This window comes from Citrobacter sp. Res13-Sevr-PEB04-36, assembly GCF_015672735.1.
GTDB lineage: Bacteria > Pseudomonadota > Gammaproteobacteria > Enterobacterales > Enterobacteriaceae > Citrobacter.
In genome coordinates, this window is record NZ_JADABY010000042.1 from 1 (window position 1) to 16493 (window position 16493).

Genomic DNA, 16493 nt, shown 5'->3' on the forward strand with positions numbered 1-16493 from the left:
CTGAGGACTATGAAGTATCAATTACTGGGAAGGGGAAAGTGCTTGAACTGAGTTTTTGGGGGAATACGAGAAGCAAAAAAGATGCACTGGTTCTTCTTAAGGATATGACTAAGTGGATGGACTCAAAAATAAGAACATAAAGTAATATGACTGAGTGATGACGATCTTTTTTAAATTGTGGATTATTAGGCTGGTAATTGAAGCGCCGAATAGACAGATATTAGAATAAAAGGAGAATATTCAAATGATTTATCAGTGTGATACTTGCAGTAGAACGACTTTTGAGGTTAATTGTCCCTGGTGTAGTGGAGTTTCGCCTGTAAAAACGTCTGCATGGGGTTCAGCATCATCGACCTCACAAGCAATAGATATACAACGTATGACACCATTGAATCCATCGTTTTATCCAGAGTTTCAGTATCGTTCAAAGGGTGTTCTAAAAGATCTATTTGGGAAAAAGAAAGAGCAAACTCAGCTTAATCAATTGCTTGAAAATGTTCTCGAAAAATACTCCAGTTTAAAAGATCCATATTTTACTAACTTCATTTACACTTCCAGATTCTCACATAATAATAAATCGGAAGCAGATTACTCAACAGATAATGGTACATACTCCGAATTACAACTTTTCCGTGAGGTGTTGGTCAGAAAAGGGTTCAATGAGCTTGAAGAGTTACCTGAGCTATTAGATAAATTACTCCTTACCACGTCATTTAACGCTCTTTATTATGGTTTCGCTAAGGAAGTTAAACGGCATATTAAATCTACACTTACTGAATCCTTGAAGTCATGGATTGAGGAAGCGGGTACCACTTTTAGGGCAGATCTTTCATTGTTTCTATTCTATATATGGAGCAATAAAATAGAGTTCTCATCAGTAGAGTTCAATGAAAAAGCGGAGGCTACGCCTGGTGTTCCTTTAGTTTCATTTGATGAAGTTAAAAAATACTTAGCTGTGTGCGAACATATTTATTTTGATATTCTGGTTGATAGATTAGCTACACGGCTCGAACATTTTAACCCTAACAAATTCGTTACCATGTATTTAGTTGATGCAATGGACGGTTTCCAGTTTGAAGATTTCCTTGTGGAAGTATTCCAGACTATGGGCTATGACGTCAAAGAAACCAAGAGAACGCAAGATCAGGGGGCAGATCTCTTCGTCACTCGATTTGGTAAGGATATGGTTATTCAGGCGAAAAATTATTCTGGTTCTGTAGGTAACTCGGCGGTGCAGCAGGTGATCTCTGCTAAAACATTCTATGGTTGTGATGAGGCGATGGTTGTGACTAATTCCTACTTCACTCGCTCTGCGAAAGAGTTAGCTGAATCAGCCTTGGTACGTCTGATCGACAGGGATGAACTGCAAAAGTATCTGGATGATTACAATCAGAAGATAATTGAAGATTTCCAGTCAAACTCGTAACTTTGCAGTCATATAGATATAGCAAAGGACAGGTAGGCCTCCGTGAGAGGGGGACTTACCTGTGCAGATTCTGTGCTCAAAGTTATCCAAGTCTATCTATTTACTGCCAATTACAGTAAAATGAGTAAACAATTACAGCAAAGTTTCGCAATGCACTGCTATGTAACTCATTGATCCTGCGTAGAATTTAAAATCCCTCGGCTGTAAGGCTGTGCGGGTTCAAGTCCCGCTCCGGGTACCATGGGAAAGAGCAGAATAATCAAAGCAATAAGCAGTGTCGTGAAACCACCTCCGGGTGGTTTTTTTGTGCCTGTAATTTGTTAACTCCCATCTGGATTACGTCCATGAGCAGCGTTTTCAATGAGAATCTATCTGCGAATCGGCGCACCAAGCATAAAGCCTCCCCGGGCTGGATTGCTCCTGAATCCGTCGCGAGCGGGGTTGTCGTTGTGGTTCTGAAAACGGTTAAACATAACGGGATCGCCAATGCCATCCTGAATAGCAAATGGTTGATTGATCTTATCGCGGGCTCTGAGCGTGAAACCGAAGTCATCCGTTCCACCAATGATGATGACGCTGTTGCCGGTAGCCAGTGCAGCACTTAATTCACGCTCCCTTGCGGCCTGGTCCTGCAAGGTGTTGGCGTTAGCGCATAATGACATCATCAGCAATGCGGTAAAGATGAAGTATGAACCTACTCGTGGCCGTTTCATGATGAATGCCTGATAAAAAATGTGGCTAGTAAAGTATAGCGTTTGGTGACGCTGATATTCGTCGTAGGCATGATGAATGTTACCGTTTTGCCTGCGCAAATAATGATTATCCTGTAAGTCAGTACCGCCAAATTCCCCCCTATAATGAAAGCAGGTAACAGGTGATGATTCCTGTTTGCAGACTATGTGGATGCGGGAGGCGATCATGAAAGGCATACTCTGTGCGACGGTAATGTCTGCAACGTTTCTCGTTTTTAGCGGGCTAGCGTACCCGGCGGCAGTGCGCATCGCCGTGGCGTCAGCACTGTCGCTGGATCCCATCAGCCTCGCCCAACAACGTTTTGATGAAATGCAATCGTATCAGCTTGTTATGCGTTCCTCGTCGGCTACGCAAGAGAGCAAAATTATCCGCTATAGCTATAAAAAACCCGGCTACGTACGGATGGACTTTACCCAGCCGCACGCTGGTGCGGTGCTGATCTATAATCCCGTAAACACTAAAGTGACGTTGTGGCCATTCGGGCTGGGAACATTGCCAGTTTTGACTCTGTCGCCTACAAATTCATTGATCCAGGATGAGCGCGGTCACCGGGTCGATCGGTCTGACATCGGCGTTTTGTTGGGGAATATTCGCCGTTTGCAGCATGGGGGGACAACCACCACTCTTGGCGTGGAGAATCTTTCCGGGCGTTCGGTAATGCACATCTCGGTGGTAGGGCCGGGGACAATGGCTGTTGAGGGAGTTCATCGCTATGAAGTTTGGTTAGATAACTTTCATAAACTGCCTGTCAAAGTGATGAGCTACACGCCGGAGGGTAAACCGCTGGAAACGGTGCTTATGGATGCCATGATCGTCAACCTCCGTTTTCCCGTCGATTTCTTCACGCCATAAGGGAGCCTGGTCCATGGCCGAATATCAGTTCTTCACCGTCTGGCGGGTCGAGGCACCGCTACAGGAAGTCTGGGACGTGTTCTCTCATCCGGACCAGTGGCCTGAGTGGTGGGTAAGCCTGGAGCGAGTCATCGAGCTCAAAAAAGGCGATGGACAAGGGATCGGCGCGTTACACCGCTATACCTGGAAAGGGGCGCTGCCGTATCGTTTAACCTTTGATATCAGCGTACTGAATATTCTGCCGTGCTCTCTTCTTGAAGGGGAAGCTCGCGGTGAGGTTGAAGGTCGCGGCGTATGGTCTTTTGTGGAACTGGGTAAAGAGACTATCGTCAGGTATGACTGGAATGTTCGCACTACGCTTCGCTGGATGAACTATCTTGCTCCGTTGGCCGCTCCCGTTTTTCGCTGGAATCACGATACGGTCATGCGCGAGGGGGCAAAGGGCTTAGCCCGAAAATTAGGCGCCTCTGTGTACATGTTTTAATTTAAGGGGAGGGGAAAGGTTGGGCATCCCGCGTATTTTATGCATTCTTTGCCTTTTTTCTCGTTGCGCCTGTACTCTTGTGGTTGAAAGTGGCTTAATCGGTTCTCTTTTCATTCACAGTTAACAGGTCTGTTATTGATGAATAATCCCCATCGACTCGCCTTTTTACGCCAACGTCTGTCTGCTGTGATGATCGCCAACGCTCGCCGTGGCTTAACTCTCATAATATGGACAGACAGCAATGCAACGTCGCCAGTTTCTTAAAAATAGCGTACTCCTTTCTGCCGCCGGTTTTGTCGGCCCTTCGATCGTTAGCCAGACGGTACAGGCCGCAGAGCCATTGGCTGCGCCGGTGGCGCGTCGGCGTTTTGTGTTATCACAAACCTATAAGCTGAATCCACCGCAGGGTTCGAGTGGCGTGGTGAAGTTGTGGATCCCGCTGCCAGTAGACACCGTGTTTCAACAGATGACAAACCTTGTTTTTAGCGGCAACTATAAGCAGGCATATGTCACCACCAATAACAGCTACGGTGCCAAAACGTTATTTGTCAGTTGGCCAGATTCACAGGGTGAGTTGCTGATGAAGGTCGATATTGAGATTGAAACGGCCGACTGGGAACCGCTGAAGCATGACGCGCTAAAAACCTGGCAAGTCCCGGAGCAGATTGTTTACCCGCTGGATGTTAAACCGTATCTGTTACCGACAGCGCATACCCCCGTTGATGGGCAGGTCCTGGAGACCGCGCGTAAAATCACCGGTGCTGAGCAGGATCCATTGAAAAAAGCACGCCTGATCTATGAGTGGGTTAGCCGCTATATGGAGCGTGATAATGACGTAATTGGTTGCGGGACGGGTGACGTCGCGGAAATCCTGAAAAGCGGCAAACTCAAAGGGAAATGTACCGACATGAGTTCCGTTTTTGTGGCACTGGCTCGGGCCAGCGGTATTCCGGCGCGTGAACTGTTTGGTATCCGCCTGGGGAAAGCCAATAAGCTGGAACGCTATTCGAAAAGCGCGTTTGGTAAAGCCGACAGCGCAGGGGTTGCTGATGTCAGTGGCGGACAGCACTGTCGCGCTGAGTTCTACCTGGCCGGTTACGGCTGGTTGCCGTGCGACCCAGCAGACGTGACCAAAATGCGTCTGGCAGAGAAAAAAAACCATCAGGATGCCGATGTCCAGGCCGTCAATGCTTACCTGTTTGGCAACTGGGAAATGAACTGGGTGGGCTTTAACTACGGACGCGATTTTGAACTGTATCCGGCAACAGAGCAGGGTGCGATGAACAACTTTGGTTATCCTTATGCTGAAGTGGATGGCGATCCGATCAACTTCTATGACCCCAAAGCGTTCTCTTACAGCTATGTTGCAACAGAACAACGCTAAGGGGGCGGGATTAACCCTGCTGACGGCCGCTGCGGCGGCTGTCACCGCCGGTCTATGCTGCGTCGGGCCACTGTTATATCTGCTGTTTGGTATTTCGGCGGCGGGCTTTGCCGTATTCACTCAGGTTGAATTTTTACGTATTCCCCTGATGGTGCTGACCTTAGGGTTATTACTACGGGTGTTCTGGCGACTCTATTTTTCAAAACGGCTGTGGTGCACCGGGCGGTTAACCCTGACGCAGATGCGTGTTCTGTACTGGTTTGCGGTAATACTAATTTTGCCAGTGTTATTCTACCCCACGCTGGTGGCCTGGTTTTATGAGGTGTTTGAATGAAAAGAGTGACACTGCTCGTGTGTTTATTACTGCCGTTATGGGTACAGGCCGCGAATCAAAAAGTCGTGCTGGATATACAAAATATGACCTGTTCTCTGTGCGTTATTTCGGTTAACCAGGCGCTGCGCGAAACGGACGGCGTGATCAAAGCCAAGTCTTCGCTAAAGACTCGGCAGGCAGAAGCCATCGTTCCGCAAGGTTTCTCTACCGATACGCTACTCAACGCGGTAGCGAAAACCGGATACACGGCCACGCTGAACCGTATTGAGCAACAGTAAGCCACCTGCGGGTGGTTTTATTATGCGTGGCAGATATAATGCCCGCGATTTTGTGATCCCTTTTGTGCGTTGACTACCGGAATTACCCCCGTTTCCTGTTAACCTGAACAAGCGGTCTCTGTAGACCGCTTGTTCCTATTGGTATCCGTTATCCCACACGCCATGTAAGATAATCACAGGCCAGAATTATTGACTAAGGAAAAGCGTTATGAAAACGGGACCATTAAACGAGAGCGAGCTGGAATGGCTGGATGATGTACTGACCAAGTACAATACCGACAAGGCGATTCTGGATGTCTCCGAGCTGGATGGCTTGCTGACGGCGGTGCTCAGTTCACCTTTTGAAATTGAACCAGAGCAGTGGCTGGTTGCGATATGGGGCGGCGCGCAGTATGTCCCGCGCTGGTCATCCGAAAAAGAAATGGCGCGTTTTATGAACCTGGCGTTTCAGCATATGGCTGATACGGCCGATCGTCTGGATGAGTTCCCGGAGCAGTTTGAGCCGTTGTTTGGCCTGCGCGAAATTGAAGGCCATGAGCTGACGATTGTAGAGGAATGGTGCTTTGGCTATATGCGCGGCGTGGCGTTGTCGGATTGGTCCACATTACCGGATTCGTTAAAACCTGCGCTTGAGGCGATTGCTCTGCACGGGACGGAAGATAACTTCGAGGTAGTGGAAAAATTGACCCCGGAAGCGTTTGAAGAGAGCGTTGAGGCTATCCGTCTGGCGGCGCTGGATCTGCACGCGTACTGGATGGCGCACCCGCAGGAAGCCCCGACGAAGGTACCGGTTAAAGTTGATGCTAAAGTAGGGCGTAACGATCCCTGTCCGTGTGGCAGTGGTAAAAAATATAAGCAGTGCTGTCTGCACTAAGAAAAAGGGGGCGCTAAGCCCCCTTTTTCTTTACCCAACTTCTGGCAGCAGCCCTGCCGCAATTGAAAACTGCACCGCTATTACAACAACACCGCAAATAAACACCAGTGCCAGCGCCGGAGCGCCGCCCGCTACGCGATAAGCTGCCTGAGGATTGTGTTTTCTGCTCTGCCAGACCAGCATTGACGGGATCAGCAGTGCCAGCACTGCGAGAGCTACACCTGCGTATCCCAGTGCCATGACAAACCCACGCGGGTAGAAGAGGGCGAAGGCCAACGGTGGCAGGAATGTTACTACGCCAGTCTGCAGTCTTCCGGCTGCGGAATTGCGACGCTGGAAGAGGTCAGCCAGATAATCAAATAAGCCCAGCGCTACGCCGAGGAAAGAGGTCGCCAGGGCAAGGTCGGCAAACAGATGTACCGCCAGCTCAACGTGCGGTGAGGCCACCACTTCACGTAACGCCTGCAATAAACCGTTTAGACCCGCATGGTCTGCTAGCAGTCCCATAAAGGTTGATGAGTTGATACTGCCGAGCGTGGCCAACTGCCAGAAAATATAGGCGACTAGCGGGATGGCACTGCCGGTAATAAACACCCAGCGTAATTTACGGATATTGCCGTTCATATAGCTGACGATGCTGGGGACGCTGCCGTGAAAACCGAATGACGTAAAGATCACCGGAATGGCAGAAAGCGCCAGACCTTGTTGCAGCGGTAACGTGAGGAGATTGACTTTATGAATGTGTGGCATCAACAGCGCCAGCATAACAACCAGAAAGATAATCTTGGCGCTGAACAGCAGGCGGTTGAACAGATCAACCAATGATGTGCCTACACATACCACGCCCCCGGCAACAAAGGTGAACAGTAATACGCCCATTGTTGGGGACATGCTGGTACCGGTCCAGTCACTGATGCTTGAGGCCAACAGTTCACCAGCGCCGCTGATATATGCGGCCGTAAGCGCGTACATCAAAAACATCATGCTAAAGCCGGTAACCCACTGTCCGTAGCGACCAAGATAGCGTTTCGCCAGCGTGCCGAGCCCGGTATCTGCCGGTACATGCTGATACACTTCCAGCAGCAACAGTGCGGTGTAGCACATTAGCGCCCATAGCCCAACCAACAACACCAGCGTCACGCTAAAACCCACACCCGCCGCAGCCAACGGCATCGCCAGCATACCGGCGCCAATCGTGGTTCCCGCCACGATAAAAACACTACCCAGAGTTCTATTCTTCACGCTTTCCTCTGTCCCAGAGATAGTCAATAGTTGTATCTGCGGCGCAGAGTAAGGCATAACGCTATTTTCGTCAAATGACCGTTACAATGCATGTACATTTATATTTACACTTAATTAAATGGTTAAGATGTATTCCAGATGACATTTTTCTGCGTTAGCGCAAAGCAGCATGGAGTCGTTTACATTAGGCTGCGGGCTTTACTGAGGAGGATGTATGGAATCTATTCACGGCCACGAAGTACTCAACATGATGATTGAGTCTGGCGAACAGTATTCAAATGCCAGCCTTGAAGCGGCGATTACGGCACGTTTTGGTGAGCAGGCGCGTTTTCATACCTGTTCTGCTGAAGGCATGACGGCGGCTGAGTTGGTGGCGTTCTTAGCGGCGAAGGGAAAATTTATTGCCAAAGACGACGGCTTCTCTACGCACGAAAGCAAGATCTGCCGTCATTAAGATTTTTGGTTCACGGTGGTGTAGTGTATCGCCACCGTGGACCAACAGAATTAATTCTGTGTATCCAGCGTAGCCAGTTCTTTGTCGATGAAATAAAGACCTTCACCGCTTTTGCCTGCCAGTGTTAATTTATCAATAACCGATTTAAATAATTTCTCTTCTTCATGCTGCTCGGCAACATACCACTGCAGGAAATTAAAGGTTGGATAATCCTGATGGGTCATTGCCGCGTGCGCCAGCTCATTAATTTTCTGCGTGATCAGCTGTTCGTGTTCATAGGTAACGCGGAACAGCTCATCCAGCGACGCATATTCAGCAAACGGCGACGGTATGGTATTAATGCACGGTAGGCTACCGGTGTCGGTCAGGTAGTCAAACAGGCGCTGCATATGCGTCATCTCTTCTTGCGCATGGCGACGCAGGAACGCGGCTGCGCCTTCGAAGCTGTGATAGCTGCACCACGCACTCATCTGTTGGTAGAGCAGAGATGAATATAATTCAAGATTCATTTGCTCATTCAGTTGATCGATCATTTCTGTTTTCAGCATGGTTCTGCTCCACTAGCGTTAATTATATATTGATGTGGCGTCACTATAATTTGTTATTTAATTATTTGCAAAAGGTAAAATAATAAATTTAATTATTAAAAATGCGAATGGGAATAAAACGCATTAACGATATTAAATCGATGATATAAGCCAGGACGACATAAAAGACCAGCAACAATATGCTGGTCGACACATTAATAATTAAACACGGGGGATTGTGCGACAGCCACGCCGTGGCACTGCCAGGCGAGCGTAATGGTCGTATTCATGCACACAGAACCAGCATAAACACTGCAGGTGGCTACGGGCTGACCAAATTCCATTGCGCTGGCGTACCCCATGCGTTGACATTCCTTCGTTGCTGTACCCTGGGCTACATAATTATCAGTGCGTACTGTCTGCAGCATGGCCTGGTTGTAAGTCAGACGCACCACGCCGGTGATAGGGCTGGCTTCGCTAACTTGTGCCTGTTTAGTGATAGTGCATCCCGTCAGCACGAGCGGCAACAGGGTAAGGATAAGAGTCTTCATGATATCGCTCTGAAAGTTCGGTGATACGTTATCCTGGCATATACTGCAGTCAGACAATGGCCTGAATAACTTGACGATCACCTGCGATTAATGACAACGGGGCCTTTACTATGAGGCAAATCTGTAGCTTTGAGGGAAAAATGTGAGCACATTATTACTTTTTAAAACTAAATTTCATTAAATTTGAAAGTGAGTTTGCACAATAGTAATGTGGCTTGAATACTATGACTCATGGCGGAAATCCCGCGACGTATTCAGGAGAAGGTACAATGAAAATTGCATTGATGATGGAAAATAGCCAGGCAAGCAAAAACGCGATCATTTATAACGAGCTTAAGGCCGTTGCGGATGAGAAAGGTTTCCCGGTGTTTAACGTCGGGATGAGCGACGAAAATGACCATCATCTGACCTACATTCATCTCGGCATTATGGCTAGCATCCTGCTCAATTCCAAAGCGGTTGATTTTGTCGTCACCGGCTGCGGTACAGGGCAGGGTGCCATGATGTCGCTGAATATCCATCCGGGCGTGGTGTGCGGTTACTGCCTCGATCCGGCAGATGCGTTCCTGTTTGCACAAATCAACAACGGCAATGCGCTCTCGCTGGCGTTTGCGAAAGGTTTCGGCTGGGGCGCAGAGTTGAACGTCCGCTACATGTTCGAGAAAGCTTTCACGGGTCGTAATGGCGAAGGTTATCCGCCGGAGCGTAAAGAGCCACAGGTGCGTAACGCCGGTATTCTGAATCAGGTTAAAGCCGCTGTTGTGAAAGAAAACTATCTTGATACCCTGCGTGCTATCGATCCTGAACTGGTGAAAACGGCTGTATCCGGCCCGCGTTTCCAGCAGTGCTTCTTTGAAAACTGCCAGGACAAATCCATCGAAGCATTTGTTCGCGAAATCATTGGCTAAGCGTTGTCGCCCGGGTGCACATGCTGCCCGGGCTTATCTGCTTTTGTTTGATACCGCGCCTCCCGCGTCGCGAGTGAGTCGCAACGTATCGACCATACCAATCAGGCAAATAATGGCAATCGCTACAAAGGCCAGACGGAAGCTAATGCCGGGGACATTGCCCAGCGTCAGCCACTCGCTGACCTTATCGCCAATTCTGATGCCGATTGCTGCCAGCGAAATCCCTAACCCTACCGCTAATTGTGTGGCCGTACTGAACAGCGTATTGGCGTAGCTCATCTGTGGCGCGGGGACATCGGCGAAGGCCAGCGTGCTGACACCGGTAAACTGGATCGAGCGGAACACGCCGCCCAGATACAGCACCAGTAAAATCATCCACACCGGCGTCTGCGGGGTAATTAACGCGCACGCCAGCAGTGCCAGCACGTTTAGCGCACCGTTAATCAACAGCAGCTTCTTAAAACCCAGCCAGCGTATCAACGGAGTTGTTGCGGGTTTAATCGTCAGATTACCGACAAACACCGCCAGCACCAGTGAACCGGCATGAAAGGCGTTCATGCCGAAACCGACCTGAAACATTAACGGCAGCAGAAAAGGTACGGCGCTGATAGACGCACGAAATAGCGACCCGCCGTACATCGTGACGCGAAACGTCGGCACCTGCAGGGCATCCAGACGGATCATTGGCCAGGCGGTATGCTGAAAATGGTGCAGGGCAAACAGGAACATGATGACCCCAAGCGTAAGTAGCCCAGCCGTCAGCCAGCCCGGCGGATGTTGCGCACCCAGTAACTCCATGGCATACACCAGGCTCACCATGGCGATCGAAGTGGCTATAAAGCCGGGGATATCGAAGGGGCGGCGTTCGTCGTCATGAATATCGGGGATGACGCGTAACGCCAGGGCGATCGCCAGTAACCCTAACGGGAGGTTAATAAAGAAGATCCAGCGCCAGTTGGCGTAGCTGGTGATAAACCCGCCAAGAGGGGGACCGATGATGGGGGCGACTAATGCCGGCCAGGTCAGGGTGGCAATAGCGGTGATCAGCTGGTGTTTTGGCGTAGTGCGCAGCACCGCGAGGCGACCGACCGGGACCATCAAAGCACCGCCCATCCCCTGCAGAATACGCATTGCCACAAAGCCTTCGAGGCTGGTAGATAACCCGCACAGCACCGAAGCGAGGGTAAAAATGGCCAACGCCAGACTAAACACCTTACGCGCGCCGAAGCGATCGGCAATCCAGCCGCTGGCGGGAATCAAAACCGCCAGGGTGATCAGATAGGCGCTGATGCCAATGTTGAGATCGACCGCTTCGACGCCAAAGCTCTTCGCCATATCGGGCAGAGCGGTTGCGATTACCGTGCCATCAATAAACTCCATAAAAAAAGCCCCGGCAACGAGTAAGGCTGCCGGGGACAGGCCTCGTTTGTTCTCAACCGCTAAATCGTTATTCATGTTGTGCTTGCCATCTCAAATGAAATTCACAGGATCTTTTTTATTTTCAGTGCAGCCGTACAGCCTGCACCGCTATCGTTTCGCGCGCTGAATAGGTACTATGACGACCTTTCTATAAGGAGCTCACTATGTCCCAAACACTAAATGCCGATCAGGAACTGCTCTCGGACGTTGTTGCCTGCCAGCTTGTTATCAAGCAAATTCTGGATGTCATTGATGTTATTGCCCCGGTAGAAGTGCGGGAAAAAATGTCCAGTCAGCTGAAAAGTATTGATTTTTCTAGTCATCCCGCAGGTGGCGATCCGGTTACGATGCGTGCCATTCAAAAAGCCGTTGCGTTGATCGAACTGAAATTTACGCCGCAGAGTGAGTCTCACTAAAATAAACCGTTGTTTCAGGTTTTAGAAAGGTTTTTTTGCGCCTCTCGGAAAGGGAGGCGCAGATGGGGAAATACCGGGTATCAGTGATGTTGGTAGTTAACCACGTTTAGCAGGTGCTTATCTGTTTGCGCCATGCACAGCCCAGCACGTTTGGCGCTACGAACCTCATCAAGAATTGTTTGTAACAGTACGCCATCTTGCTGCTGCTCTTTTTCCAGATCGTGAAGAAAATCAACGGTTGGCGCATCGTTTAATGCTTCCGCTTCGTTCGTTAAGCGTGACAGTGTGTTGGCTCGTTGTTGATATTCATCCAGCGTTTTTTGAAATAACTCTTCAAGGGAAGTCAGCTCATCGCCAGGCACGTCGATGGCTTTGACAATGGGGTTGGCACCCGCGCTTTTCATAAAATTAAACACGCGCATCATTTGCGTGACGTTGCTTTGCGCCTGCGTACGCAGAAACATTGCGGTTCCGGTCAGACTATGCTCGTAGCACCATTCGCTGAGGTGAAGGTAGAGATTTGATGCGTAAAACTCAAGGTTCATTTGAGTGTTGAGTTTGTGAACAATTCCAACTGCGGCCATATCAATATCCTTATTTCCAGAAAGGAAAATGTACGTTACTCACGTCAGTACAACGGGCTGTCATTGCACTTTACATCTACGTACACGTAATACTGTTAGCAGAATAAGTCCGTTCTGCCGGTCCTTTATGTGATCAATGAGGCAATTCTATGCCGATCGCAAATAAGCATAGCGCTACCTTGTTCATAAGAAAATCCTTAAATACGCGTATTTATGTTTTTTTACATATTGTCATAGGTATATTTTCGAAATTAACGTTTTTAGGTATAACGGTAGTGAATGTAACATCATGATTTTGAAAAAGTTAAAGTAAAATAATGATAATGAAATGATGTTTCATATCACAAAATTAAATTTTCCGATAAGGTATCCTCTGTGCAGATCTGTAATATCTGACGCTATTTTTTGCGCCTGATCAATTTTAATGAACTGCATTAACCAAACGACATTAATAATTCGGCATTGATTGTTTGATTTATGTGGATAAATCGAGGAATGAGTTATGAAGAAGGTCGCGGTGCTGCTGGCACCTGGTTTTGAAGAGGCTGAAGCCATTGTCATCATCGATATTCTGCGCCGTCTGCATATTGAGGTTGAGACGCTGGCCTGCGCTGAGTCTCGTGCGGTAGTGAGCTATCATGATATTCCAATGGTGACTGACAGTACCCTGGCAGCCAGCCAGGAGAGGATGTATGACGCCGTCGTGTTGCCAGGCGGGCCGCAGGGCAGCGTGAATCTTGCCGCCAGCGATGCGGTTGTCCAGTTTATTACTCGTCATGATGCCGCCGGAAAACTGATTTGTCCGGTATGCTCGGCGGCCGCGCGGGTACTGGGAGGCAACGGCCTGCTGAAGGGGCGTCGATACGTGTGCTCGGGGGATTTATGGCAAAACGTCACCGGCGGCGAATATATTGATGCACCGGTAGTCGTGGATGGCAATCTGATCAGCGGCAAGGGCTTAGGCCATATTTTTGATTTCGCTTTTACCGTTTCTGCCCATCTGCTGGAAGATGATGCCCCTGTTCGCGATCATGCCGAGCATATTTATTATCCCTGGTAATCATTGCGTTCCCGAATGCTATGCATTCGGGAACAAGGATTCACTGGCTGATGTTATGGATTAATCTGCTACATACCATTTTCTCCATCGAAAAAAACACGTTTTTTTATGTCATTTCCCACTGAATTTATGCACGCAATTACTGTAATTCTGTGGTGTGATGCCGCTCTCTTATGGAGAATCAATTTCCCGCTACAACTACTCTCAGCACTGGCATTGATCTTATCAATAAAAGGTAATGCCTTGTTTTACGTCCGAATTACAAAAAATCGTCTGATTTTACCCTATATAAAAGAACGTTAAAGCTGGAGTTAACCATGCACAAATTCACTAAAGCGCTGGCGGCCATCGGTCTGGCCGCCGTTATGTCACAATCCGCTATCGCTGAATCCATGAAGCTCGGTTTCCTGGTCAAGCAACCGGAAGAGCCCTGGTTCCAGACGGAATGGAAATTTGCTGATAAAGCCGGTAAAGATCTGGGTTTTGAAGTGATTAAAATTGCCGTCCCGGACGGTGAGAAAACCTTGAATGCCATCGATAGCCTGGCGGCAAGTGGGGCAAAAGGGTTTGTTATTTGTACGCCGGATCCCAAACTGGGGCCTGCGATTATGGCGAAGGCGCGTGGCTACGACATGAAAGTGATCGCTGTCGATGACCAGTTTGCCAACGCCAAAGGTAAACCGATGGACACCGTGCCGCTGGTGATGATGGCGGCAACCAAAATTGGTGAGCGCCAGGGCCAGGAATTGTACAAAGAAATGCAAAAACGCGGCTGGGATGTGAAATCCTCCGCTGTGATGGCCATTACCGCGAACGAACTGGATACCGCGCGTCGTCGTACGTCTGGTTCAATGGACGCGCTCAAAGCTGCGGGCTTCCCGGAAAAACAGATCTATCAGGTCCCGACCAAATCTAATGATATCCCCGGCGCATTCGACGCCGCGAACTCCATGCTGGTTCAGCATCCTGAAGTTAAACACTGGCTGATCGTCGGCATGAACGACAACACTGTGCTGGGTGGCGTGCGTGCGACCGAAGGGCAGGGCTTTAAAGCGCCAAACGTGATTGGTATCGGTATTAACGGTGTTGATGCGATTAGCGAACTGTCAAAAGGTGAGGCGACCGGCTTCTACGGCTCACTGCTGCCAAGCCCGGATGTACACGGCTATAAATCCAGTGAAATGCTCTACAACTGGGTGACCAAAGGCGCTGAGCCACCGGCATTTACTGAAGTGACAGACGTGGTGTTGATTACTCGCGACAACTTCAAAGAAGAGCTGGCGAAAAAAGGTTTAGGCGGCAAGTAATGTCAATGCCGGATAAGACTTAAACCTATCTTATCCGGCCAACATATTACGCCCTCAGTAGGCCGGATACGGCAACGCCGCTATCCGGCAACAGATTAGATTCACGGAGACGTTATGCAACAGTCTACCCCGTATCTCTCATTTCGCGGCATTGGCAAAACCTTCCCAGGCGTTAAGGCGCTTACGGATATTAGCTTCGACTGCTATGCCGGTCAGGTGCATGCACTGATGGGTGAAAATGGCGCCGGGAAATCAACATTATTAAAAATTCTCAGCGGTAACTATGCGCCAACGACGGGTTCTTTGGTGATCCGCGGCGAGGAGGTTTCGTTTGCTGATACCACCACTGCGCTGAACGCCGGTGTCGCCATTATTTACCAGGAACTGCATTTGGTGCCGGAAATGACCGTCGCCGAGAATATTTATTTAGGCCAACTTCCCCACAAGGGCGGGATTGTGAACCGCTCACTGTTGAACTACGAAGCTGGTTTGCAGTTAAAACATCTGGGGATGGATATCGATCCAGCCACCCCGTTGAAATATCTCTCCATTGGTCAGTGGCAAATGGTGGAGATTGCCAAAGCGCTGGCGCGTAACGCCAAGATCATCGCGTTTGACGAACCTACCAGCTCACTTTCTGCAAGAGAGATTGACAATCTGTTCCGCGTGATTCGCGAACTGCGCAATGAGGGACGCATCATTCTGTATGTTTCGCACCGTATGGAAGAGATCTTCGCCCTCAGCGATGCCATTACCGTGTTTAAAGATGGGCAGTACGTTAAAACGTTTACGGACATGCAGCAGGTCGATCACGAGGCGCTGGTTCAGGCCATGGTGGGGCGTGACCTTGGCGATATTTACGGCTGGCAATCCAGACCGTATGGTGCAGAACGTCTGCGCTTGCACGAGGTTAAAGCGCCGGGCGTGCGCACGCCAATCAGTTTATCAGTGCGTAGCGGTGAAATCGTGGGGTTGTTTGGTCTGGTTGGAGCTGGTCGTAGTGAACTGATGAAAGGATTATTTGGCGGGACGCGGATCACCGAAGGCCAGGTATTTATTGATGAAAAGCCGATTGATATCCGTAAACCCAGCCACGCGATTGAGGCTGGCATGATGCTGTGCCCGGAAGACCGCAAAGCTGAAGGGATTATTCCGGTCCATTCGGTTCGTAACAACATCAATATTAGTGCCCGGCGTAAACATGTTCTGGGCGGATGCCTGATAAACAACGGCTGGGAAGAGACCAACGCTGACCACCATATCCGCTCCCTTAACATTAAAACGCCGGGAGCTGAGCAACTGATCATGAACCTCTCCGGGGGAAATCAGCAGAAAGCGATTCTTGGCCGCTGGTTATCGGAAGATATGAAAGTGATTTTGCTTGATGAACCGACGCGCGGTATTGATGTGGGCGCGAAGCATGAAATTTATAACGTTATTTATGCCCTGGCGGCGCGCGGTGTTGCCGTGCTGTTTGCCTCCAGTGACCTGCCGGAAGTTCTCGGTGTCGCCGACCGTATTGTGGTGATGAGAGAAGGTGAAATTGCCGGCGTGTTGCTTCACGAACAGGCGGATGAGCGTCAGGCGTTGAGCCTTGCTATGCCTAAAGTCAGCCAGGCTGTAGCCTGAGTAAGGAGAGT

19 protein-coding genes are annotated in these 16493 nt (G+C 49.4%); 13 read left to right on the top strand and 6 right to left on the bottom strand.

The window, feature by feature from the left end; all coding sequences use genetic code 11:
* The first annotated feature begins 244 nt into the window (after nucleotides 1-244).
* Nucleotides 245-1426: a restriction endonuclease gene (locus IMQ48_RS11995; RefSeq protein ID WP_042202023.1), complete on the top strand. Its 1182-nt coding sequence runs from the start codon at nucleotides 245-247 to the stop codon at nucleotides 1424-1426.
* 368 nt (nucleotides 1427-1794) lie between these two features.
* Here IMQ48_RS11995 and IMQ48_RS12000 read toward each other — a convergent pair whose 3' ends face one another.
* Entirely contained in the window at nucleotides 1795-2139 is a 345-nt protein-coding gene (locus IMQ48_RS12000) for a hypothetical protein (RefSeq protein ID WP_196209221.1), read from the bottom strand.
* Between the two features lie 205 nt (nucleotides 2140-2344).
* On the opposite strand from IMQ48_RS12000, the gene IMQ48_RS12005 reads away from it, so the two are divergent.
* The 6 genes from IMQ48_RS12005 (at nucleotide 2345) to IMQ48_RS12030 (ending at nucleotide 6385) form a co-directional block, all read left to right on the top strand.
* A complete protein-coding gene (locus IMQ48_RS12005; protein ID WP_230326388.1) occupies nucleotides 2345-3031 on the top strand; it encodes a DUF1571 domain-containing protein in 687 nt (228 codons plus the stop codon).
* A 13-nt stretch (nucleotides 3032-3044) separates the two neighbouring features.
* Entirely contained in the window at nucleotides 3045-3515 is a 471-nt protein-coding gene (locus IMQ48_RS12010; protein ID WP_196209222.1) for an SRPBCC family protein, read from the top strand.
* A gap of 241 nt (nucleotides 3516-3756) precedes the next feature.
* Complete coding sequence (locus IMQ48_RS12015) at nucleotides 3757-4899, top strand: transglutaminase-like domain-containing protein (RefSeq protein WP_196209223.1); 1143 nt, start codon at nucleotides 3757-3759, stop codon at nucleotides 4897-4899.
* Entirely contained in the window at nucleotides 4877-5233 is a 357-nt protein-coding gene (locus IMQ48_RS12020) for a mercuric transporter MerT family protein (RefSeq protein WP_196209224.1), read from the top strand. Before IMQ48_RS12015 ends, IMQ48_RS12020 begins: the two co-directional genes overlap by 23 nt.
* A complete protein-coding gene (locus tag IMQ48_RS12025) occupies nucleotides 5230-5511 on the top strand; it encodes a heavy-metal-associated domain-containing protein (protein WP_196209225.1) in 282 nt (93 codons plus the stop codon). The genes IMQ48_RS12020 and IMQ48_RS12025 overlap by 4 nt, the downstream gene beginning before the upstream one ends.
* A 208-nt stretch (nucleotides 5512-5719) precedes the next feature.
* Entirely contained in the window at nucleotides 5720-6385 is a 666-nt protein-coding gene (locus tag IMQ48_RS12030) for a YecA family protein (protein WP_196209226.1), read from the top strand.
* Between the two features lie 30 nt (nucleotides 6386-6415).
* Here IMQ48_RS12030 and tyrP read toward each other — a convergent pair whose 3' ends face one another.
* Nucleotides 6416-7627: a tyrosine transporter TyrP gene (tyrP, locus tag IMQ48_RS12035; RefSeq protein ID WP_196209227.1), complete on the bottom strand. Its 1212-nt coding sequence runs from the start codon at nucleotides 7625-7627 to the stop codon at nucleotides 6416-6418.
* A 214-nt stretch (nucleotides 7628-7841) separates the two neighbouring features.
* Here tyrP and IMQ48_RS12040 point away from each other — a divergent pair, with 214 nt between their 5' ends.
* Nucleotides 7842-8081: a YecH family metal-binding protein gene (locus IMQ48_RS12040; protein WP_135322291.1), complete on the top strand. Its 240-nt coding sequence runs from the start codon at nucleotides 7842-7844 to the stop codon at nucleotides 8079-8081.
* Nucleotides 8082-8131: 50 nt separating this feature from the next.
* Here IMQ48_RS12040 and ftnA read toward each other — a convergent pair whose 3' ends face one another.
* Entirely contained in the window at nucleotides 8132-8629 is a 498-nt protein-coding gene (gene ftnA / locus IMQ48_RS12045; RefSeq protein WP_196209228.1) for a non-heme ferritin, read from the bottom strand.
* 194 nt (nucleotides 8630-8823) lie between these two features.
* Entirely contained in the window at nucleotides 8824-9159 is a 336-nt protein-coding gene (gene yecR, locus IMQ48_RS12050) for a YecR family lipoprotein (protein ID WP_196209229.1), read from the bottom strand.
* A gap of 269 nt (nucleotides 9160-9428) precedes the next feature.
* Here yecR and IMQ48_RS12055 point away from each other — a divergent pair, with 269 nt between their 5' ends.
* A complete protein-coding gene (locus IMQ48_RS12055) occupies nucleotides 9429-10067 on the top strand; it encodes an RpiB/LacA/LacB family sugar-phosphate isomerase (protein ID WP_196209230.1) in 639 nt (212 codons plus the stop codon).
* Between the two features lie 33 nt (nucleotides 10068-10100).
* On the opposite strand, the gene IMQ48_RS12060 is transcribed toward IMQ48_RS12055, so the two are convergent.
* Nucleotides 10101-11522: an MFS transporter gene (locus IMQ48_RS12060; protein ID WP_196209231.1), complete on the bottom strand. Its 1422-nt coding sequence runs from the start codon at nucleotides 11520-11522 to the stop codon at nucleotides 10101-10103.
* Nucleotides 11523-11650: 128 nt separating this feature from the next.
* On the opposite strand from IMQ48_RS12060, the gene IMQ48_RS12065 reads away from it, so the two are divergent.
* On the top strand, nucleotides 11651-11902 hold the full coding sequence (locus IMQ48_RS12065; protein ID WP_096757473.1) for a DUF2766 family protein: 252 nt from the start codon (nucleotides 11651-11653) through the stop codon (nucleotides 11900-11902).
* A gap of 80 nt (nucleotides 11903-11982) precedes the next feature.
* Here IMQ48_RS12065 and IMQ48_RS12070 read toward each other — a convergent pair whose 3' ends face one another.
* A complete protein-coding gene (locus IMQ48_RS12070) occupies nucleotides 11983-12486 on the bottom strand; it encodes a non-heme ferritin-like protein (protein WP_196209232.1) in 504 nt (167 codons plus the stop codon).
* A 502-nt stretch (nucleotides 12487-12988) separates the two neighbouring features.
* Between IMQ48_RS12070 and IMQ48_RS12075 the strand changes: the two genes are divergently transcribed.
* The 3 genes from IMQ48_RS12075 (at nucleotide 12989) to araG (ending at nucleotide 16482) form a co-directional block, all read left to right on the top strand.
* Nucleotides 12989-13546 carry a DJ-1/PfpI family protein gene (locus tag IMQ48_RS12075; protein WP_196209233.1) on the top strand — a complete coding sequence of 186 codons (558 nt, stop codon included), beginning with the start codon at nucleotides 12989-12991 and terminating at the stop codon, nucleotides 13544-13546.
* Between the two features lie 317 nt (nucleotides 13547-13863).
* Nucleotides 13864-14853 carry an arabinose ABC transporter substrate-binding protein gene (locus IMQ48_RS12080; RefSeq protein ID WP_096757470.1) on the top strand — a complete coding sequence of 330 codons (990 nt, stop codon included), beginning with the start codon at nucleotides 13864-13866 and terminating at the stop codon, nucleotides 14851-14853.
* A gap of 114 nt (nucleotides 14854-14967) precedes the next feature.
* Complete coding sequence (gene araG / locus IMQ48_RS12085) at nucleotides 14968-16482, top strand: L-arabinose ABC transporter ATP-binding protein AraG (RefSeq protein WP_196209234.1); 1515 nt, start codon at nucleotides 14968-14970, stop codon at nucleotides 16480-16482.
* Nucleotides 16483-16493 lie beyond the last annotated feature (11 nt).